Here is a 19466-nt window from a genome sequence, read left to right as displayed (position 1 = left end):
ACGCCGCGCCTTGCTCAGGCCGCTAGCTGCTCGTGATCCACGTGAGCACCTCCGAAAACACACGATCCCCTTCCGCCAGGTTGCCGTGGGTACACCCGGGCATCTCGAAATACGAGGACCTGATGCCCGCCCCTTCGAGCATCCGCACCGCGCCCTTCATGCGCCGCGGAACGTCGAACGAACAGGACATCGTCGCCACCGCGCGAGCACCCTTCAGCCAATCGAGCCGCGGATCGCGCGGCGAGCCGATGAGCACCACGCGCGGATACCGATCGGGCGACGCCTTCACCAAGTTCTCGATGAGCGTCGCGCCCAGCGAATAGCCAACCAAAATGACATCGGCGGATGCCGGCGTCGCGTGACCGGCAGCGGCGAGAGCCGCCTGGATGCGCGGCTCCTCGTGTTTGGGATCCGAGGAGATGCTGCGAAAATCCTGCAAACCACCACACGGTTTATCGCCGTCGATCGCGACGGCTCCGCCGTGCGCACGCGCCGCTTCTGCAAAACCCCACAGGTAGGCGCCCGCATTCGAACAAAGGCCGGGCAAAAATACGATGCGCGGCGGGCGCCCATCCGCGCTCTTCACGATCGACGCCGGCAGGTCAAAAGGCACAGGAAGCTTCTCGACGACGGCCGGGCTCGCGGGTGCGCTGGCATCTCCCGCCGGGGGCGCGGATGGGCTCGCCGGTGGGCCGGAGGCGCTCGCGTTCGCGGAGCCCGCCGCGCTCGCCGAACCGGCGGCACCGATTGCGCCCGCCGCCGTGCTCGTCTCGGGCGCACGCGCATGATCGGGAACAAGCAAGCCGTCGCGCCCCGCTTCCGTGCAGCTCGCCGCACAGGGAAGCGCAACCAACATGAGCACGAGCAAACGCTTGGTGGACCGTGACGACGAAGGTACGAACGGGTGAGGCGGCTTCATGGCCTTCATCGTCGCGCGGGATACCCAAAGTGTGACGCCGGTCCGCAGCTCCGTCTGTATGAGGAGATAGACGATGACCCCCGGCCCCGATCCCACGCGTGAAGTTTCCGCCGACAAACGAGCTGACGTTCAACCCGACAGACGTGGGCGCATCGGCATTGGGCGCGGCATCCGGACCACCTCCGAATTCCGCACGTGCCACCGTACTACGCCGATTCCACCGACACGTCTGCCTTCCTGGACGCGCTGGATCGCGCATGATCGGCGAGGATGTCCCCCAGCTCGCCCGAGGGCATGGTGAAAGGTCCGCTCCCCACGCCAGGCTCCCAGCCCGAGGCCAGGGCCAGGCGCGCGATCCTGGCGACGAACGCGGGCGTGATCGGCCGATCGGGCCCGTAGGGCTCGGGGATGTAGATCTGCACGGCGCACCCTTTTCGTGAGGCCGCGGCGATCACGACGGCGAGCGAATCGCAGTCGGGGCAGCCGCGCGCCCCCGAGCGCCGCACCCACCAGCGCAGCTCGTGGCCGTCGATGCTCAGTCGGTGGCTCCCTCGCCGCGCGATGGTCATGCGGGTCCCAGGATAGCCCATCGAACATCGCCTCGCAGGACCGTTCCAGGAGGCGAGCGCGTACGAGGCGTTGCGGCGTCGTATACCCGCGCTCGGCGGGAAGGACAACGCAACCGGACGTGCCAGTACTACGGTCGCATGCTTGATCCCACTCGTTTGCTCGCGTTGAACGCGGGCGCCCAGATTGCGTTCTCCTCGCTCCTCGGCTGGTCGATGGTCGTTGCGCGGCAACCCTGGATGCACGATCGCGCGCGCGTCCTGCGTCATAAGGCGATGACCGCTGCTCACCTCGACTGGCTGATGCTCGCCTTCATGCAGGCCGTGGCCGCGTTCCTGCTCGACCGCTGGCCGGTGTCGAACGGCGGGACGACGGTCGCGCTCTTGCTCGTGTACGGAGGCTGGGTGAACCCGACGGCGTACGTGTTCCGCGCGCTCGGTGTCGACGCCTTTGCCTTCGCTGGAGGTCTTGGCCAGCGCGCCGCAGCCGCCTTCGCGGGGACAAGCTCCGTCGCGATCGTCGCCGGCTGGATCGCGCTGCTCGTCGCGCAGTTCACAAGGCCGTGACAGCCGTCGCCAGCCCCCGAGCTACCGCGGAGCCAAACCCCGGAGGACGCGGAAATCCTTGTTTTTTGTCCTCGATGCAAGGAGGGGCGATGTCGAAGGGAGCCATGCACCCGACGTCATCGTCCACGTTCCACAGCATCGTCGTTTCGGCCGTGCTCCTCGCTGCGGCGGGGTGCGGCGCGTCGCCCTCGGGCGGTGCGAACGACGGGGAGCTCGCTGCCGCGGCGCGGCGGCCCCCAGGGCGGCGTGAGGCGGGCGAGTCAGAGCTGTCTACCGCTCCGGCAACGCCTCCGGAATCGGCTTCCCCTCCTCTACGAGCTTCCACAACGTCGGGCAACGCGGGTCTGCATTCTCGTTGCAGTCGCTCTTCACCGCCTTCATGAGCTCCTCTTTCGACGGAGGCGGCGACTTCTCGCGGAACAGGCGGATGTAACGCAACGTCGTGGGTGTCACGCGGATTCGACTTCGGCCGAGCAGGGCGTGCTTGAATGCGAGGTTCGTGTCCTTCGGGACGCCCTTTCCTTTCTCGTAGAGCTCGGAAAGCCGTGCGTGACAGACCTTCTCCCAGTCTCGCACGACCCAGCCGCATTTCTCGTAGAACTTCGCGGCCATCGCCAGATCGGCCGGTTGCCCGAGGGCCTCCTCGGCGAGCCGACCGACGACGTAGGCGGCCAGCTCGTCCCGGTCCTCGAGCCCCGCCTCGGCGTATCGGCGGATCTCCGCGTAATCGCGCCCCAGCTCGAGCATCGCGTAGGCGGCAAAACCGCATGTCGGCTGCCCCTCGGCGCAGCGCTTCGATTGCTCGGTCGCGCTCCGCTCGTGCATGGCGCGCACCTCGGGCCATGCCGTTCGCTCGGGGTGTTCCGGGAGGAGCCGCTCGATGGCATCGTAACAGGTCTGGATGTACGCGTCGCAAGCTTTTTGCGCGAATCGCTTCTGATCTGCGTCGGCCTCGAGGTCGTAGTCGCGAGCATTGGTCACCAGCGCCAAGCATTCCGTGCCGATCCCCTGTTCGCAGGCCTTCCACGTCCACTTGATCCGATCGATAGGTGCCCCGTTGCGATACGAGAAGCACAGCGGATCGCCGCCGGTATCGCAGAGAGCCCTCACCATCTCGTGCCAGCGCTTGTCGTGGCGCACCGGGAGCTTGTCGACCTCCGCCCTCTTGATGAACGCGCAAGCGAGCTTGTTCCCAAGGTCGCAGCCGCGCTTGGCGATGGTCGGAATGCGCTCGACGTTGGGCTCTGCGAAAGGTTTGGCACCGTAGGCGTGCTCCGCCTCGAGCACGAGGACCAGCGCCGCTTCGCAGCCCGTCGCCGCGCCGTCGTCGCATTGCTTGCCCAGCTCCTCGAATCGCGCGTTCGGCGAGGTGCGCCATGGCGCGCGCCGCGGCTGGCTCCCGGCGCTCGCGGAAGTGGACGCGGACGTTATCGGCGCGGGCACGCTCGAGACCGCGGCCTCCGGCTGCGGAGTGACATTCTCCCGGTTGCAGCACACGATCCCGACGAACGCTGCGAGGAGTGCCCATTTCGCGCTCCACCTGCGCCCATCGAGCCTGTCGTCACGCATCATCGCCGACCTCATCCTTCCCTGAAATAATCGAGCAGCGGGCCTGTGAGCGTGCGCAGCCGCTCGGCCCCCTCGACGTCGTCCCGTGCATACGTAAAATCCCATGCGAGGACGGCCTCCGCAGTGTGGCCGATTTTCCCGTCCTTCTCGTGGACCGGCAGGATGACGTTGCGAGGCCCCGAAACACCAGGCAACGGCTTGGTAAAGGCGGGCGGTACGCGTGTCATTCCCTCGGCGACGAGCCGCGCGCCGCTCGGCATCACTGGCTCGCTCTTCAAGCGCCGGATGATCTTTGCGCGTCCCGGGAACGCTGGGTCCGCAATGTTGGTGAGGATCTGCGCTTCGCAGTAGTTGACGTCGATCGAGAGACCGCCATCGCGACCGAACCGGAACCAGTCGCTTTCCTTCAGCGTTTTCGGGCCGTGTTTCGACATGAAGTCCGCGAGCTTCATTTTCCGCGCCCCCACTGCCCACATGCAACGCGCCAGCGCGCCGATGGGCAAGAACAGGAACCACCACGGCTGCACCGATGAGAACCCCGGGGTGTTCCGGAGCGACCAGAGGTATCGGGTCACTGTGTAGTTCTGATGATCCTGATCCCCGTAGGTCCGGAGCAGCTTGCTCACGAAGAGCACGTCCTCGGGCGCGAGCTCGCTCGTCGGCTTGCGCTCCGTCAGCACGAGCCGCGCGAGCCCGATGGGCCGTGCCCTTTTCATGACCTCGATTTGCTTTTGCAGATCGGGCACCGCTCTGGGGATCCCCACGCCATTCGGCCCTCCCGAGGGCAAGCTGTAGATGCTCGAGAAGGCGCACGTATCCATGTTCGCCCCCATCCCGGCCTCGGGGGCGAGGCTGCGGCCGAGGGAGCGCCCCTCGCCGTCCTTCTCGGCCTCCATCGCGCCGCGCGACTGGCTCCCCCCATTGGCGTCGAAGAGCTGAACGCGCGTCTTGTCCTTATGAATGCGGAGCAAGTGGTGGATATGCGAGCCGCCAGGCTGGCCTTCCCACTTCACTTCCACGGGAGCGATGTCCTTACCCGCCTTGTCGGCAAGCTCCTCGAGCTCTTTTCGCTCCTGTTGCTCGATTGCAGCGACGACCTCCTTGAGCTTGTCTCGCCTCCCGCCAGTTTTGCTCTCGATTTCGGTCTTGAGAGGCACCTGCCGGGGGCCCGACAAGGCCTTCACGTGAACGGCAACGTTCGCGAACTGGTGATACTTGTGATACGTGTACACGGATCCAGGCACGAGCGGCGGCGACTCTGCGCACATCTTCGCCACTTCCCGCACGGACTTGTCGTCCCTCCAGAACCAGCCGGTCGTTCTGCACGTTCTCGCGTAGGTCTCGCTCGGCACGCAGAAACAGCTCCTCCGCGCCGGCCGCGTCCTCGAACGAGAGCTCGTTGTAGCCCCGCGCGTTCGGCGTGCTCGATGTGCGGATGCCCGAACGCGTCGCCGAAGGCAGCGGGAACGGGTGCGGGTGCGTCGCGTTCACCATCGAGCCGAGCACCACGGGCCGATCCGGATCACCGCCGAGGAACGATACGAGCACCTCCATGCCGATCCGCGGAATGAACTGCGATCCCCAGCCGGATCCCGCCCATGGCTGGAGGACGCGCACGAAACAGCTCGTTCGCTCTTCCGAACCGCTTCGCAGATCCCAGTGGAAGCGCACACGCACACGGCCATGTTCGTCGGTATGGATCTCCTGGCCGGCGGGCCCGGTGACGGTCGCGCTCTCCAGCGTCTGAACGACACGCCTCTCGGGAGGCGCTGGCCGGTAGGGCTTCTGCTGCGGGACCGCGTGAAAACGGGCCTGATACCGCGTGCGCTGATAGGTGTGCTCGACGCGCGTCACGACGTACGCCTCGTTGAGCGCAGCGATCGGGTGATCGTGGAGCTCGATCAGGAAGCCCGGCGCGAGCAAACGGCAGCCCGTATCGCCCGTCGCGACCTCCGCGTCGTGTCGGAGCTGTTCGAGGAGGATAGTCGCGTTGACCCCGTCCACGTTGCTCTCCTCGTACTCGCCGTGATGTTCGTACAGCGACAAACCAGGCGTGGGCTGCGCTGGAATGGACGACTGCTCGTGGAGGATCGGAGATGCGATCGGCGCGCTCTTGCCGCGGAGCTCGAGCAGAGGTCGCTCGAAGTCGTAGTCGCGCATGAGCACCGACGTGGGCGCCACGCGACGCGTGACGTGGAACCCGGCGGCTTGATCTTCGCGTAATGGGCGATCGCTGGCCATCGTTCCGACGTCGTCGCCAAGCGGCCGCGCGTTGAGCTGCGGTGCTCCGGGAACGGGCTTGAGGAGGGACACGGCATCGCAAAAGACGAGCACCGTGTCTTCGACCGCGTCGGCGAAGTGGTAGTGGATGCCCGCCTCGGCAGCGATTCGCTCGATGAACGAGAGATCGGACTCGCGGTACTGCACGCAATACTCGCGCGGCGGGTACGTATGCGCGGCGTTCCAGCGAAACGCGACGCGATGCTCGGCGAGGACACTCGATGCTGCGGCAGGCATCGCCATGTCCTGGAAGACGCGGCTTAGCGTGCGATGCCCGAGGAGCGCGAGCTGCGGCACGAGCACGAGCTCGAGGACGGCTTCGTGCCCGTCGATGTTCCCCGCGAGGTAGGTGCCGACAGATGCACGCTCGACGACGCCGTGAATGCGGCGTTCGGCCCCGTTGCTCGCGCGGAGCGTGAGCGTCGCAGGCATGCCGAGGAGGCGATCGACGAGGGCACGGGGATCGTCGACGCCGATGTGAACGACGAAGCGGAAGGGGTGGGAGACCTCCTCGACGCCGGAGAGCTGGACGACGGGGCGAGGATCGGCGCCGAAGGCGGCGGCCGAGAGGGAGATGGGGCCGTCGGAAGGGGGGGTGGTCGTTTGCATGGCGTCCGTTACTCGACCTCGACCGAATTGGCCGGATCCGTGATTTCAACCGTTCCGCCCCATTGACACATACACGTCGACCCTTCTGTGAGGACCTTCAATTCCTGTAGCGTCACCTTCGCCGCCCCCGCCGACCAGGGTGCCGGAATAACCGGTACACACGGCTGTGGGGTCAGCACGCCCTGCGCTGCCGTCGTCGCGGCCGCGACCTGCGGGTTTGTCTGCGTTTTGCACATGCCGAACGGCGCGATGTTCACCATCGGCTTGTGATCGAGCACCGTGGCCACCGGCAATTCGGTTGCATCCGCGGGACTCTGGGGCAGGACCGTCAGCGTGGAGGGCGCTGTCCCCTCGCTGCACTCGAGCTTCGCGCCGTTCACGACGAGCCTGGGCATCGAGCATGCTCCTGTCAGCGCACGCGCGTGCCGGACATCCACGCGCGATACTGCGCGACGGCTTGCTGCCACGCGGCAGCAAGCTTCGGATCCACGGCCATGCGCGCGTTCCAGGTCGCATGAAGGCGCGCATGTTGCTCGGCGCTGAGGCCGTAACGGCGCAGGATCTCGGGCCTCTGCTCGGGGTCGAGGTCGAGCTCGACGTGCAAGGACGCGTGCTGTTCGAGCGTGAGATCGGGTTCGCGTGTCGGAGGTTCGTTGCGGGAAGCTTGGGCGCCGAAGGGGAGGAGCTTCCGAGCGATCGAAGAGATCTCCTCGTTTGCCGGGAGCGTTCCGCCGATCGAGGACGCGATCGGCGGGGCCCCCTGCGTCATCTGTGCGTGTTCCACGGCGGATTGCAGGGCCGCGGTGGAGGGGATGCCCTCGACGAAGGGCAAAGGCTTGGTCGTCGCCGGAGCCGCAGTATGGACGGGGATGGCCGCGGGGGAGGCCCATGGCGACACCGCCGCAGGCGAGGGAGTTGCCGGCGCGGCGGCAGCGGCGAGCATGAAGGACGGCAGGCCCGCGGGCTTCGCCGAGACATCCGGAGGTGTGGGCTCGGGCGATGTTGCGGCGGCCTTCGCGGATGCGTCGCCGATCGATGCGATGGGTGGCTGGAGTCGGGCAAGACGCTCTCTGCGGCTGTTGAACGTGGCGGAGAATCGCAGGGCTTGCTCGCGTTGTTGTCGCTTCAGGCCCAGCGCGAGCTCGCGGGTCCACGATTGATCGACGGCACGCTAGCGCTCGAGGCTGAGGCCGAAGCGCTGCACGACCTCCTCGGTACGGTCGGTCCCGAAGTGGACGACGTGCGCGAGGATCTCGGCGTAGCGATCGAGGCGTACGGCCTTGCGGAGCGCGAGGTCTTCGGGGGTGGTGTCATCCACGCGGGTCGTTATACCAGAGGTAAAGGGGCTCGACGATGGATGGGCAAAAAGCACACGGCGGGGAGCGGAGACCACGCGGCGTTCGGTTCATTCTGGCATCGCGGATATCGCTGCGAACAAGATTTGCCGGCTGGTCTGATTGTCGACGCGTATCTGCACCACCCTGCCTTCGCGGACCGCCCGCATGATGTCGGCGCTGTTGATCTGGAATGAGCCAACCGGATCCGGGAAGAATGCGTCATTGTCCGCGACCTCGACGGACAACCGTGTAGCCCCGTTGGTCGAGACGCCGCTCCATGAGGGCGGCCCCGAAAACGTGGGCGTGAACGTGTCCCGTTGAGCTCGTAGCTGCGTCGGGGGGCCGTAGCCGGCGGCCGTCAACAACATCGCGCGGCCGATCACCTCGGGCTTGGCAAGGGCTTGATTTACCGGTGCGGCGAGGATGGCAAGCACCTCGGCATACGGGTTTGGTGCGCCCAGCGCGGTTGCAAGCCGCTCGAGCTGCCCGGGCGCGATGCGACCGAATCCGTCCCATTCACTCCCGTCCATCTTCCCCATTGCAATGGTGACGCCGTGGAGCGTTAGCCGCACCGACGTCGGCATCGGAGCAGGAAGGGCTGGAAAGGGACCCATCCTCGGGCCTCTTTGATATCCCGAGGTACTCGCATACCCCGGTGCGGGTGCTGGGGCGTAGCTCCCCGGCGGAGTGTACGCCCCCGGGGCGCCCGGCGGCGCCGCGTACGCAGGGGCGTACGATCTCGGCGTGGAGGAGCACCCAAGGAGGGCTAGCGCGACGACCAACCACGGACGCATCGGTCTTGCCGCGTCGAGCATCACTGACATTGCCCGGCCCCCCCGCAGTCGCCGTAACACTCCGAGCAAATCAGGCAGTATTGATATGCGAAGAGGTCACTGTCACCGCCTGGATACGTACTGTAGCAATCATCCACGCAGGTCTGGTCGCTGCACGGGGACAGGCAATCCGACAGACCAACGCAGTCCGGGTTTGCGAGGCATGTATCCAGGAGTTCCGAACACGCTCCCTGATCTGCGCACGCGGCGCACGTATTGCAGTCTCCGGTTCCATCACAGGAGCCCCCGCCGCCTCCGCCGCCTCCTCCACCACCGCCGCCCCCGCCCCCATCACAAGGCGGACACGAGCCTCCGCAGTCCACGTCCTCCTCGTCGCCCGAGAGTTCCCCGTCGTAGCAGTTCCAGGGCGAGTCCCCGTAGCAGGGGTCGCAGGGACCGCCGCAGTCCACGTCCGTCTCGGCGCCGTTCTGCACGTTGTCGTAGCAGTCCAGCGGCGCTTCACAGACGCCATCGACGCAATTTGCGCCGACGCAGTCCGCGGCATCCTGGCACGCGCCGCCCGAGCACTCCGGGCACGAACCGCCGCAATCCACACCGGTCTCGTCCGCATCCTGCACGCCGTTGTCGCAATTCGTCGAGGTACATTCTCCGCTCACGCACGCGCCGCTCACGCAATCGTCATCGAGGACGCACTCGTCGCCCATGCTGCACGGTCCGCACGCGCCTCCGCAATCGACGGCCGTCTCGAGCCCGTCCTCCTGTCCGTCGGAACAGTTGCCCGTGTCGATGGGCGCGGCGTCGTTCGAATCGGCCGCAGGAAGAAGGCGTCTTTCATCCTTGTAGAGGTTCAGCGTCGTGCTGGCGAGCGACGTGTGGAGCACCTTCAAGGATGGCGTGGCGTCGACCTGTACGCCGCCGTAGAGGCCCCATCCTGGCGCGGGCTCGCTGGAGGAATAGCTCAGGCGCAGCGAAGGCTTGGCGGACATCTCTAGCTGACCGCCCGTGCCGAGAGCCTTCGTCAACCCGTAAAACCCGACCTTCAGCGATCCGACAAGGTATCCTGTCGCCTGCACCTGCACGTCCGCACCCATTTGCGGGAGCTCGGGGTTCCAAGCCGGGTTGAACGAGCGCACCTTTTCCCAGCCAGAGCCCTGCTCGTAACGGACGCCCATCGAGCCGTCGAAGTCGAAGGTTTGGCCCAGTGTGACGTGCACCTGCCCGTCCGCGTCGAGCGTGAAACCCGCTTTGAGGGCGAGCGAGGCCGTACACGAGACGGGAACCCATCCGATCGGGGGCATCGGCACGCGAAAATCCTTGGATCGCCAGACCGTAACCTCCTTTGTGGTGTGGAGGGCCCACGCTCCCTCGATCTCCACCTCGAGTTTGGAGGAAAATGCTCCATTGGCGATGGCCCGAAATTCGACTGGCTTCGAACCGTCAATCGCGAGCTTGACGTCGAGCGACGGCTTGAAGGACACGAAGCCGTTCGTGATGCGCGCCGTCACGCCGTCGCCGAGGTCGAGGACCTGACCGGTCAGGCTCACGTCGAATGAGAGGAGGTCCCCGGTTGCCTGAGGCGAGAGCCCGGGGAACCCATTCGCGGACGTGGGCTCGAGCGCGGCGAAGTCGACGGTCGTCTCCGTCTCGCCCTGCTCGACGATGTCGGTGAGAGCCGCGTCCGCGGTGTACACGACGACCGCGTCCGGCTTGCTCTCGATCGATTCGACGAGACGCAGGAAGCCCGCATCGTGGTCGGAAACGAGGACGTCACCGGGGCTGACCTCGTCGAGCCAGTTTTCGCTCTCCAGGGGGAACTCGAGGCGATCCTCGAAGACGATCGCGGTTCGGACCTCCTCATCGGACAGGGGGCGGGCCTTGTCGGAGATGATGGGGTCGAGACCGCTGCGCGAACCGGTCGCGGAGCACCCGAGCGGCAAGAGGACCAGCGCTGCGAGGATGAACGGTTTGTGCCTTTGGATCGTCATCTCTACCCCACGTGTAGGTGGACCGCCGCGCCGCGTGCCAGCGTTGCGGAGCCCTAGAGAAGACGACAACGGTTGGTCGGTGTCAATGAGCTCATCAGGCGCCGCATCCACGTCAGCGTACGCGCGTCAATGCCACCAAAGTAGTATTCGTTCGTCCTTGCAGTCCACTGAGGGAGTCAAGCAACTGACGATCGCGAGCGACGCTACGACGCGCGCTAGACCCCCTCGCTTCCGAGGGGGCTCGAACGAATGTTTGTCCGCGGGGTTTGTCTCGACGTGAAGTCCGTGGGTAGGGATCTCGCACACCCCTCATGCGCTAGGGAGGAACCGTGCCGAGACAAACCGAAGCCAGGCCACTCTGCCTGAAAGTTGGCGCTCGTATCCGCGAACTCCGAAAAGAACCGTCGGTGCTCGCGACCGATCTGCACTGAGCCAGCCGTGGTCATCCACGCGGGTCGTCGGAGGGGCGGCGCCGACCGAGGCGGACCAGCGATTCAGCGCGCAACTGGCCGCACGCCGCGTCGATGTCTGCCCCGAACTGCTGTCGTCGCGTCGCCCTGACGCCCAAGCGATGTAGCCGCGCCACGAAGTCATCGACCTTCGAAGACGCCGGGGCGCGGTACGACGGGTCCGCTCCGAAGGCCACGTTGTAGCGTATGACACTTACGTGGAAGAGCTCGGGCCTGGATCGCCGCTGCACGAGTCGCGCGAGCGCAGCGAGATGTGCCTCGGAGTCGTTGAGGCCTTCGATCAGGAGGTACGCCAAGTAGGTCTTCCGGCGTGCGCGTAGAACGTGTCGATCCAGGATCTCGAGGTTCTCCTCGAGGGGAAACCGACGCTCGAGCGGAATGAGCTGGGCGCGTTGTTCAGGGAACGGAGAATGAACCGAGAGCGTCAGGGTGACCTGCGGGTGCATTTCGGTGAGCGTCGCGAGGGCCGGCGCGAGGCCAACCGTCGAGACGGTGATTCGACGCGGTGACAGCCCACCATAGCCCGGCATCGTGAGCACGCTCAGCGCAGTGAGCACGTTCGGGTTTGCGAGAGCCTCGCCCATCCCCATGAACGCGACGCTTTTCGGAGCCCCGCCAAACTCCGAGCTCCAGCGTCGGTGCACGACTTGAGCGCAAATCTCGTCGACGCTCAGGTTGCGATCGAGTCCCAAGGCGCCCGTCGCGCAGAACGAACACGCGAGACCGCAGCCCGCCTGAGTGGACACACAGACAGACGACCAGCCAGCGCGGTAGCGCGAGAGAACTGTCTCGACGCGCGCGCCAGATCGCGTGCGGAAGAGTACCTTCTCGACCTGCTCTCCCGTACGCACCCTTTCGACCTCGAGGGGAAGAACGGTCAGCCCGAAGCGCGAGACGAGCTGCTGTCGGATGTCGTTCGGTAGGTCGCGGACTTCATTGAAACTCTGCGCGCCGCGCTGAAACGCCGACACCAACTGGTGGTAGCGATACGCAGGCGCACCGAGCCCACGTAGGAACGCGTGAACTTCGGTGAGGACGCCCGGAGGCGGGTGCGGGAGTTCGTGTAGGGCGCTGCGACGCATGGCAATGGCTCCTGAAGGGACGTTGGTTGTGGTGGGAGGAAGCGCTCACAAGACGGTGCCGTGCTCCACGCGCAGCGACCGCGTCGTGACGTGAGCGGCGAAGGTGTCGTCGTGGGTAACCAGCACGACGGCGCCCGAGCTTTCTCGCTTCCCCTGGCGAGAGGTGGGCGGCCTCGGCCCGGAGCATACGTTCCGGCTCGCTGCCGACTTCTTGGCGCCGACGAGCCCATAGAAGCCGCGGTCGAGCGTGAGGGATACCGACTCAAAAATGGGAGCAGACGCCGCCCAAGCGACGCTGACTCCGTGCAGTCGCAGCACGGACATGAATCACTCTAAAACCCAAGGGCGCACGGCCTCCGTGCGCGGTTCATTCGAGAGGACGACGTGCGTCCTCGAAGCGGATGGGGATCGGGTGACTCAGGCCATCATGGCGCTGGCCGGACCAGCGCATGCCTCGTGTAGCACGCGCTCTACGGGATTGCATCCCGTTTGAGGCTCAATACCTGCCAGACGCTGCCGCCCAGAGGTTGATGATGACGCTCCCACGTGCGGCCATGCCAGGGGCGATGGGAGCCTTGACGTTCACCGCCATCACGCGGTCGAACGTGGCCTCGTCGGTGGTGGGCGTGGTCGTGGAGGCCCTACTGATGGCCTCCCCTTTCAACCCCCCGCGGCCGCCCTCACCTCGGGCCCGACGAGCTTTACGAGCGTTCGGATCACGTCCGCGACCGCCACCATGCGATCGAGCCTGGTCTTCGGGTTCGCTTCAGCAGCCGAAGCAAGGACCCCCGCTGCCCACGCGTCGAGCGCGTCGAGGATCCTCAGCACGTCACGGGTCTCCGGCAGGGCTCCCGGTCTGGGCTTCAGCTCGGGCCGCATGATAGGAATCAGCACCACAGTGAGGCAGGCGTAGGCGGCGCAGTCGGGCCGTTTTCGGGCCGACGTGTGGGCCGGTCGGGCACGGGTGTAATGAAGCGGGGGTGACTGCGTCTTCGGGTGTGTGCGGCAAAGAGGGCCGCCCGAAAAGGAAAGACGCCATGAAGGAAACCCTGCTCCAGGTCGACGGGATGAGCTGCCCGTCATGCATCCGCCACATCGACAGCGCACTGCGTGGACTCGGCGGCGTCGAGAAGGTCGACGTAAAGCTCCGCGAGGGCACAGTCCTCGTGAAGCACGATCCGTCGAGCGCGCCCACGAATGCCCTCGTCGATGCGTTGGGCGACGCCGGTTACGAGTCGCGCCCCCGCGCTGCCTGAAACGCGGTGAGCAAGCGCCGGTGTTCTCGGGGTGACGGCCCGCGCTCCGGCGCCCTCGTTGCACACTCATTTCCCGGTGAAAGGCCATGAACCAACTCGCCCCCGCAAAATCCATCGTCGCCGCTACATACTCCGCCGCTGCGGAACATTTCGACGATCCACCCCTTGCGTTCTGGTCGCGTATCGGCAACGGCACGGTCTCGCGTGTCCCTCTCCGGCCCGGCGACCGTGTCCTCGACGTCTGTTGCGGCAGTGGCGCGTCCGCCATCCCCGCAGCTCAGGCCGTCGGATCACGGGGCTCCGTGCTCGCCGTGGATCTCTCCGACGCCTTGCTCGACCGAGGCCGCGCCAAAGCCCGCGCCCTCGGGCTCCAGAACATCGACTTCCGCTGCGCTGACTTCGAGGCCATTGATGTACCGCCCGAGCACTTCGACGCCGTCGTCTGTGTCTTCGGGATTTTCTTCGCCGCCGACATACCTCCAGCCGTGCAGCGGCTCTGGCGGTGGATCAAACCGGGCGGCACCCTCGCAATCACCACCTGGGGGCCGGACGTCCTCGAACCGGGCAATACCGCATTCTGGGAGGCCATTCGCGGCCATCGCCCGGACCTCTATCGGTCGTTCAGGCCCTGGGAGCGCATCAACACGTCCGATAGCCTGCGCGAGATGCTCGCGGAGGCCGGCGTGACTGCATCTTCGGTGGACGCGGAGCATTCGCATCAGACGCTCGATCTCCCGGATGACTGGTGGACCATCGCCCTCGGCTCGGGCTACCGCGGTACGATCGACCGGCTCGATCCCGACACGCTCCACGCCGTCAAACGCGACACCCTCGGCCCGCTCCGTGCTCGGAATGCCCTCACCGCACAGACGAACGCGCTGTACGCGGTCGCGACGAAGCCTTCGCTGTCGAGGTGAGCCAATGCGTTCGGTCTGATCGGCCCACCGCTCGTTCAGGCTGCCATCGGCGACGGGGAGGTGCTTTAGCCCTCACGCCTGTTCCAACCTTGCAAGAGGCTGTGGCGCTGATGTTCGACGAGTACCGGCGGCTCGTCAAAGGCCGGCGCAGGCGCAGGCGCCGACGCTTCAACCAGCCGGGCTAGCTATCGCGGTTTTCATGGTGCGGAGCAGCTTACCGACGGCATGGTGCGCGACGCCTGCATCCGACAGCAGCGCCAGGAGCCTTTCCGCGGCATCGTGAACCACATCGGCGCGCTGCAGCACCCAGGAGGCTGACCCGGTGGCACGCAATGGGACCAAGGTCCTATGGCGAACGGTGCCTTGGCCCCGCTAGTGTCCTGAGCCAGAAGGTACCACGGTGCAAGGAGGGTGACGTGAACCGTCATGCCAGCACGCTTATGGCTGGGCCGGGGGTAGCACCCTCGGTCAGGCATTCTTCGGTCGGTGTCGTCGCCGCGGCTGCGCACTGCAATGACCCCAGCCAAGGCCGAATGCCTCGCCGATGCCCACGAGCTCCTCACCACCGTCCGACCGGCGGCCTGCGTCTTCGACTTCGACGGCACCCTGGTCGACACCTGCACCATCAACACCGACGCCGCCCGGGCGACCCTCGCCGAACTCGGCCTTGCCGTCCCCGAACCGTGGCTTCGCGAGGCCCCCCTGGCCGACCTCACCGCCCTGCGCCACTGGTTGCGGGCCGAATTGAGCCTGTCATTGCCCTGCACGGACGCGGAGTTCGTGGCCCGTGCCCGATCCCACTGGCTCGCCCGTACCAGCCTCGTCCGGCCGGTGACGCGAGTGACGGCCCTCGCGCGGCACCTGGCCGCGGCCGTGCCCACGGCCGTGGCCTCGGCCAACGACGGCCAGGTTGTACGCGCCGGCCTCGCCGCGGTCGGTCTCGCCGACCTGTTCCACGTCCTCGTCGCCCGCGAGCACGTCACCCGCCTCAAGCCCGCCCCCGACGCCTACCTGCTGGCCGCCGCGCAACTCGCCGTGGCTCCCCACAGATGCCTGGCGTTCGAGAACACCGACGAAGGGGTCAGCGCGGCCCGCGCCGCCGGCATGCCCGTCATCGACGTCCGTCACAGCGACTGGACCGTACAAGGCCCTCCCCGACGAGCGGCAACATAGCTGAATGCGAAGCGATGAATACCGGCAACTCGTCGTAAACCTGGGTGCGGGGCCTGATCCGGAGTTGGCGCGGTGGTATGTCGAGGGCAAGCGTTCACCCGAAAACCGGGGCAGAGCCGGGCGAGTATCGCTGGATTCGCCCTGAGACCACCCGGGGCAACGGTTCCTCCCTACTCGCGCATGAGGGGGTCCGAAGTCCCTACCACAGACTCCGCGCCGAGACAAACCCCGCGGACAAACATCCATGCGAGCCCCCTCGGAGATACGAGAAAGCCCGCGGTTCGTTGGGTCACCGCCGTTTCATGGTCCGGAGAAGCTTGGCGACGGCCGTGTGCGCAGCCCGCGCGGCCTCCGTGTCGTCATCTGTGTCTGCCATCATCGCCAGGAGCCGGTCGGCAGCGTCATGCGCCACCACCCACGAAGCGGTGGAGCCGGCCCCCGCGCACCGGCAGAAAAGACCTAGGCGCGGATGCTGTCACGCGGGCATGACAGGTGTCCCGGGCGCGTGACAGCGCGCTGTCACGCGGGCATACCACCTGGGGCACGGGCCCCGCGCCGCCCGCGCCGAACGTCGCGCGGTGGCCGCATTCCCGCAGGATCGCGGACGCGTTTGTGTCCCCCCTGCACGGCCGGCATACCACATGCACAGCGTGTGCTCGCTCCTTGACCAGCAACGGAAACGCGAATGCACGAGCGAGCTCGCGCGGCAGGGCGTCGACGTGGACGTCGAAGCATCGGCTCACTCGTCATGGGGCATCCACACCCACGAAGACAGCGGAGTTGCCTCTCGGAAGAGAGCGAGCTGACTGCCGCGCGCGCCGCGTTCCGCGGGTGCGACGACGCTCGAATCTCCGCCCGGCTTCAGAGCGGAGCGACATCTCATGCTTAGAAATTCTCTCTCGTTCGGCATCGCCAGCATTCTGGCCGCCTCGACGTGCCTCCTCGGTTGTCCCCAGGAGGGCGGTGTCGGGGCCTCGGCGGGGCCACTCGGCGTGGACTGCGACGTGCCCACGCCCAATCGCTCGTTCCCCTTGCTCGACGGCAAGTGCTCCATGCCGGCGCTCTGGGGCACGGCCGTGTTCAACGGGGTAGATTGCCAGATCGACAATTGCTTCGCGATCACCCAGGACTGCCTCGACGAGATGGAGGCGACGGTGGCGAGCGTCGTCGAGGGCACGCCGGACTACGGGTCCGAGGACAACAAGAGGGCATTCCTCGTCGCCATGCAGCAGCTCCTCTATGGTCCCATGGCGCGCGAGCCGGCGATTCTGCCGGGTCTCAGCACCATCCTCCCGCCGAGCCTCGATCACGTCGACACGACCGACCTCTGCTACAACGCGACGGAGGGCTCCCCCTCCTTCCACCTCGCGCTGCTCGAGGACATCCACGACTACACGGCCATGCCATACCCCGTCATCTGGGGCAGCGAGGACATGCGGAACGAACGGCATTACCAGTTCGTTTTCGAGCGGCTGAGCCACCTGAAGATCGACAGCACCAACAAGACGGAATACGTGGCCGCCAATCGCGGAAACCGGAAGTTGATCCTCGCGCCCGAGTTCGGTTCGGATCTCGGGACGTTCGGGCAGGCCGGCATCCTGCTCCACGAGCTGATTCACGGCCTGGGTGACGGTTTCTTCGCGCCACACCACCTGGGGTCGCCCCACATCGCCGCCGATTGTCCGATCCCGAACTCCGACCCGGACTACGAGTGTGATCAGGACGAGGCCAGCGCCTATGGAATGGAGGTCCTCGTGATCCACGCCCTCGCCCTCGGTTATCAGCATACGGCCGGCCACATCGTGCACGGGCTGCCGAGGATGCGGGCGGAGTGCGATAGCAACCTGGAGGATGAATTCGCGCGTGCTTGCTGGCTCGCGCGGGAGAGGGTCGTCGACGCATTGACTCCGGTCGCATTTGACTGCAACAGCGAGGCCGCCGCATATCGGAGCTTGCACGCGCCGTCCGGGGTCAACGATCCGGCCTGCCTGGCGCCGGCGGCGACGTTCCGGAACCTCGACTGCGGCAGCGTTCCGCTCGACAAGACGGGCATCGATTTCAGCGCGAGCACGAACCGCGTGACGGTCCCGCCGTCGACCCACGACGAGCTCCTCGAGGACCCCGAGTGGCTGATCGACGACGAATACGCCGCCGGCGTCCGCATCGACGTGACGCAGAACCCCGCCAGCGGCGCCGATGTGTTCACCTTCGCGGCTGTCCCGTCGGGCTCGCTGGCGCATACGCTCGGCATTCTCCCGGGCGATGTCTTGACGCAGGTCAATGGCTCGAACGCGACGGCGGTCGGCCTCGCCTCTATCGTCCTCCGGCCGCATCTGGTGGAGAATCTCACCCTGGCACGGACGACGCCGGGCAGTGGAACACAATCCAGGACGATCAGCATCCGTGAAGAGGAGGGCGGATGCGCCGACAGCGTGCAGGTGATGAATGAACAGACGTTCGCCCCCGGGATGGTCGGCTGCGCGGGAACGGTGGGGTGGGCCGACCGAGCCAATCTCTGCAAGCCAGGCTGGCACGTCTGCTCGTCCGCGGAGTACGTGGAGCGCAACTTCTCCTTCGCCACGACCACGGATGCCCCGGCGTTCCATTACTGGACCGACGACAACCTGAAGTACTCGGGGACGAGCAGCGCCTGCTCGGTCTCGACGACCTCCGGGACGTCCTGCTCGAGCCCGATGCGCGTATGCGCTCCGACCAGCACGGGATACGACCCGCTGAACAACCAATGCAACTGGCAGGGCTGCGGGTACGAAGGCGCGACCGCGAACCGTTACTTCGGTGGATGCGCCGGCAATCTCACGGCCGGCACGATGTGCTGCAAGTAGCTCTCGAGCTGAAGTAGAACCCCCTCCTCCACCCATGCTGGAACGTGTAGGCGATGGAACCGCACCGAGGTAGCTCGATGCCGGGGCATCGCGCTTCGCGTATGTCAGCCATTCGGTGGCCTTCGGCACGGCATTGCACGCCAGGGAGAACTCGACATTCTCGGGGGCATATCCGGCCACGACATCGTCGCAGCTCAGGCCGTACCCGGCGCACACGCTGTCGCACGTGACGAGCTCGGTCGTGATGATGGTCTAATTACACTGAAGATTGTAACAGGAAGGGTCTTGGCCTGGGCACTGGTGTCCGCACTGGCCGCAGTGCGAGGGATCCGACGTGAGGTCGGCACAGACGCCGTTGCAATCCGTGAACCCCACCGCGCACTTCACCTGGCCGGCGATGCAAGAGGCGTTGGGCGGCACGGTGTTTCCGCATTCGCCGCAATGCTCTTTGCTCGTCCGGAGATCCACGCACGTCTGGCCGCCGCAGGTGTCGGCGTTGCTCTTGCAAACCGCCTTGCCATCGACACATTCCCCGGCGCCGACGGCCACCCCGCAGGCCCCGCAGTGGTTCGAACTGGACGACAGATCGCGACACTCGCCGTCGCAGATGCTGCACGCGCTGGTCTTCAGCGAGGCTTCGTATCGATCGTCGCTGTCCTCCGTCGTGTACGCGATGAGCTGCGTCGTCGCCTTGGCAGGCGCGGAGAAGACCACCGAGCAACGCGTGGTTCCCCCAGGGGCGAGGGACGTGCTCGATTTGCACCCGCCGGGGTGCACCTCGGTGAGCGGGTCGCCCATGAATTCCAGTCCATCGGACGTCTGAACCGAGAACAGAGGGGGGACGAGCAGGAGCTTCTGGCTCGTGTTGTTCTGGAGGTTCAGATCGACGACGATGTACGCGTCGCCGGACCGGGCTGGGACCCCGCCGACCATCGTCCTCCGCGTGGAGCTGATGGGGTCGAGGACAAGATCGCCACCGCTGCACGCAAAGACGCTCAGCAGCGAAAGGCATGCGAGCCCCGCACAAACATGCTTCATCGTCACCATCACCGATCCTCGCTGTATCCAAAAATCTGTTTTCGCGACTAGTTTTCCAGCG

At 66.2% G+C, this 19466-nt stretch carries 18 protein-coding genes; 5 read left to right on the top strand and 13 right to left on the bottom strand.

The annotated features are described in order from the left end of the window. Nucleotides 1–22 precede the first annotated feature (22 nt). Nucleotides 23–613: an alpha/beta fold hydrolase gene (locus KEG57_RS46275; RefSeq protein ID WP_272459697.1), complete on the bottom strand. Its 591-nt coding sequence runs from the start codon at nucleotides 611–613 to the stop codon at nucleotides 23–25. 512 nt (nucleotides 614–1125) lie between these two features. Further along, nucleotides 1126–1488 carry a hypothetical protein gene (locus KEG57_RS46270; RefSeq protein ID WP_272427585.1) on the bottom strand — a complete coding sequence of 121 codons (363 nt, stop codon included), beginning with the start codon at nucleotides 1486–1488 and terminating at the stop codon, nucleotides 1126–1128. A gap of 138 nt (nucleotides 1489–1626) precedes the next feature. On the opposite strand from KEG57_RS46270, the gene KEG57_RS46265 reads away from it, so the two are divergent. Then, nucleotides 1627–2052: a hypothetical protein gene (locus KEG57_RS46265; protein ID WP_272427583.1), complete on the top strand. Its 426-nt coding sequence runs from the start codon at nucleotides 1627–1629 to the stop codon at nucleotides 2050–2052. A gap of 270 nt (nucleotides 2053–2322) precedes the next feature. Here KEG57_RS46265 and KEG57_RS46260 read toward each other — a convergent pair whose 3' ends face one another. The 10 genes from KEG57_RS46260 to KEG57_RS46215 all read right to left on the bottom strand — a co-directional run bounded on the left by KEG57_RS46260 (nucleotide 2323) and on the right by KEG57_RS46215 (nucleotide 13057). Continuing rightward, complete coding sequence (locus tag KEG57_RS46260) at nucleotides 2323–3624, bottom strand: SEL1-like repeat protein (RefSeq protein ID WP_272427581.1); 1302 nt, start codon at nucleotides 3622–3624, stop codon at nucleotides 2323–2325. A gap of 8 nt (nucleotides 3625–3632) precedes the next feature. After that, nucleotides 3633–4640 carry a hypothetical protein gene (locus KEG57_RS46255; protein WP_272427580.1) on the bottom strand — a complete coding sequence of 336 codons (1008 nt, stop codon included), beginning with the start codon at nucleotides 4638–4640 and terminating at the stop codon, nucleotides 3633–3635. Nucleotides 4641–4653: 13 nt separating this feature from the next. After that, nucleotides 4654–6510 carry a type VI secretion system Vgr family protein gene (locus KEG57_RS46250; protein ID WP_272427578.1) on the bottom strand — a complete coding sequence of 619 codons (1857 nt, stop codon included), beginning with the start codon at nucleotides 6508–6510 and terminating at the stop codon, nucleotides 4654–4656. A gap of 8 nt (nucleotides 6511–6518) precedes the next feature. Further along, nucleotides 6519–6905, bottom strand: coding sequence for a DUF4280 domain-containing protein (locus KEG57_RS46245; protein WP_272427576.1), 387 nt, complete (start codon nucleotides 6903–6905; stop codon nucleotides 6519–6521). 14 nt (nucleotides 6906–6919) lie between these two features. After that, nucleotides 6920–7294 (bottom strand): hypothetical protein, encoded by a 375-nt coding sequence (locus KEG57_RS46240; protein ID WP_272427575.1) that lies wholly within the window; start codon nucleotides 7292–7294, stop codon nucleotides 6920–6922. 387 nt (nucleotides 7295–7681) lie between these two features. Continuing rightward, nucleotides 7682–7828 (bottom strand): hypothetical protein, encoded by a 147-nt coding sequence (locus tag KEG57_RS46235; protein WP_272427574.1) that lies wholly within the window; start codon nucleotides 7826–7828, stop codon nucleotides 7682–7684. A gap of 87 nt (nucleotides 7829–7915) precedes the next feature. Next, the gene (locus KEG57_RS46230; RefSeq protein ID WP_272427573.1) at nucleotides 7916–8431 is read right to left on the bottom strand and encodes a hypothetical protein; all 516 of its coding nucleotides are present in this window, start codon (nucleotides 8429–8431) and stop codon (nucleotides 7916–7918) included. A 230-nt stretch (nucleotides 8432–8661) separates the two neighbouring features. Continuing rightward, entirely contained in the window at nucleotides 8662–10626 is a 1965-nt protein-coding gene (locus KEG57_RS46225; protein WP_272427572.1) for a hypothetical protein, read from the bottom strand. Between the two features lie 442 nt (nucleotides 10627–11068). Then, nucleotides 11069–12178, bottom strand: a complete 1110-nt coding sequence (rlmN, locus tag KEG57_RS46220; RefSeq protein WP_272427570.1) for a 23S rRNA (adenine(2503)-C(2))-methyltransferase RlmN — start codon at nucleotides 12176–12178, stop codon at nucleotides 11069–11071. 660 nt (nucleotides 12179–12838) lie between these two features. Continuing rightward, a complete protein-coding gene (locus tag KEG57_RS46215; RefSeq protein ID WP_272427569.1) occupies nucleotides 12839–13057 on the bottom strand; it encodes a hypothetical protein in 219 nt (72 codons plus the stop codon). A 158-nt stretch (nucleotides 13058–13215) separates the two neighbouring features. Between KEG57_RS46215 and KEG57_RS46210 the strand changes: the two genes are divergently transcribed. From KEG57_RS46210 to KEG57_RS46195, 4 genes are all read left to right on the top strand, one after another. Beyond that, nucleotides 13216–13434, top strand: coding sequence for a heavy-metal-associated domain-containing protein (locus KEG57_RS46210; protein WP_272427567.1), 219 nt, complete (start codon nucleotides 13216–13218; stop codon nucleotides 13432–13434). 86 nt (nucleotides 13435–13520) lie between these two features. After that, the gene (locus tag KEG57_RS46205) at nucleotides 13521–14351 is read left to right on the top strand and encodes a class I SAM-dependent methyltransferase (RefSeq protein WP_272427565.1); all 831 of its coding nucleotides are present in this window, start codon (nucleotides 13521–13523) and stop codon (nucleotides 14349–14351) included. Between the two features lie 513 nt (nucleotides 14352–14864). Further along, nucleotides 14865–15524 carry an HAD family hydrolase gene (locus KEG57_RS46200; protein ID WP_272427564.1) on the top strand — a complete coding sequence of 220 codons (660 nt, stop codon included), beginning with the start codon at nucleotides 14865–14867 and terminating at the stop codon, nucleotides 15522–15524. Between the two features lie 881 nt (nucleotides 15525–16405). Further along, nucleotides 16406–18367: a PDZ domain-containing protein gene (locus KEG57_RS46195; protein WP_272427563.1), complete on the top strand. Its 1962-nt coding sequence runs from the start codon at nucleotides 16406–16408 to the stop codon at nucleotides 18365–18367. Between the two features lie 252 nt (nucleotides 18368–18619). On the opposite strand, the gene KEG57_RS46190 is transcribed toward KEG57_RS46195, so the two are convergent. Then, the gene (locus KEG57_RS46190; protein WP_272427561.1) at nucleotides 18620–19414 is read right to left on the bottom strand and encodes a DUF4352 domain-containing protein; all 795 of its coding nucleotides are present in this window, start codon (nucleotides 19412–19414) and stop codon (nucleotides 18620–18622) included. Nucleotides 19415–19466: the final 52 nt, after the last annotated feature.

The organism is Polyangium jinanense, from assembly GCF_028435365.1.
This window is presented reverse-complemented; position numbering and strand designations above follow the sequence as displayed.

Coding starts and splice junctions, on each gene's coding strand:
- KEG57_RS46270 (WP_272427585.1), bottom strand. CDS start 1,488: ATGACCATCGCGCGGCGAGGGAGCCACCGACTGAGCATCGACGGCCAC.
- KEG57_RS46265 (WP_272427583.1), top strand. CDS start 1,627: ATGCTTGATCCCACTCGTTTGCTCGCGTTGAACGCGGGCGCCCAGATT.
- KEG57_RS46260 (WP_272427581.1), bottom strand. CDS start 3,624: ATGATGCGTGACGACAGGCTCGATGGGCGCAGGTGGAGCGCGAAATGG.
- KEG57_RS46225 (WP_272427572.1), bottom strand. CDS start 10,626: ATGACGATCCAAAGGCACAAACCGTTCATCCTCGCAGCGCTGGTCCTC.
- rlmN (WP_272427570.1), bottom strand. CDS start 12,178: ATGCGTCGCAGCGCCCTACACGAACTCCCGCACCCGCCTCCGGGCGTC.
- KEG57_RS46245 (WP_272427576.1), bottom strand. CDS start 6,905: ATGCCCAGGCTCGTCGTGAACGGCGCGAAGCTCGAGTGCAGCGAGGGG.
- KEG57_RS46210 (WP_272427567.1), top strand. CDS start 13,216: ATGAAGGAAACCCTGCTCCAGGTCGACGGGATGAGCTGCCCGTCATGC.
- KEG57_RS46195 (WP_272427563.1), top strand. CDS start 16,406: ATGCTTAGAAATTCTCTCTCGTTCGGCATCGCCAGCATTCTGGCCGCC.
- KEG57_RS46215 (WP_272427569.1), bottom strand. CDS start 13,057: ATGCGGCCCGAGCTGAAGCCCAGACCGGGAGCCCTGCCGGAGACCCGT.
- KEG57_RS46230 (WP_272427573.1), bottom strand. CDS start 8,431: ATGCCGACGTCGGTGCGGCTAACGCTCCACGGCGTCACCATTGCAATG.
- KEG57_RS46205 (WP_272427565.1), top strand. CDS start 13,521: ATGAACCAACTCGCCCCCGCAAAATCCATCGTCGCCGCTACATACTCC.
- KEG57_RS46250 (WP_272427578.1), bottom strand. CDS start 6,510: ATGCAAACGACCACCCCCCCTTCCGACGGCCCCATCTCCCTCTCGGCC.
- KEG57_RS46200 (WP_272427564.1), top strand. CDS start 14,865: ATGACCCCAGCCAAGGCCGAATGCCTCGCCGATGCCCACGAGCTCCTC.
- KEG57_RS46190 (WP_272427561.1), bottom strand. CDS start 19,414: ATGGTGACGATGAAGCATGTTTGTGCGGGGCTCGCATGCCTTTCGCTG.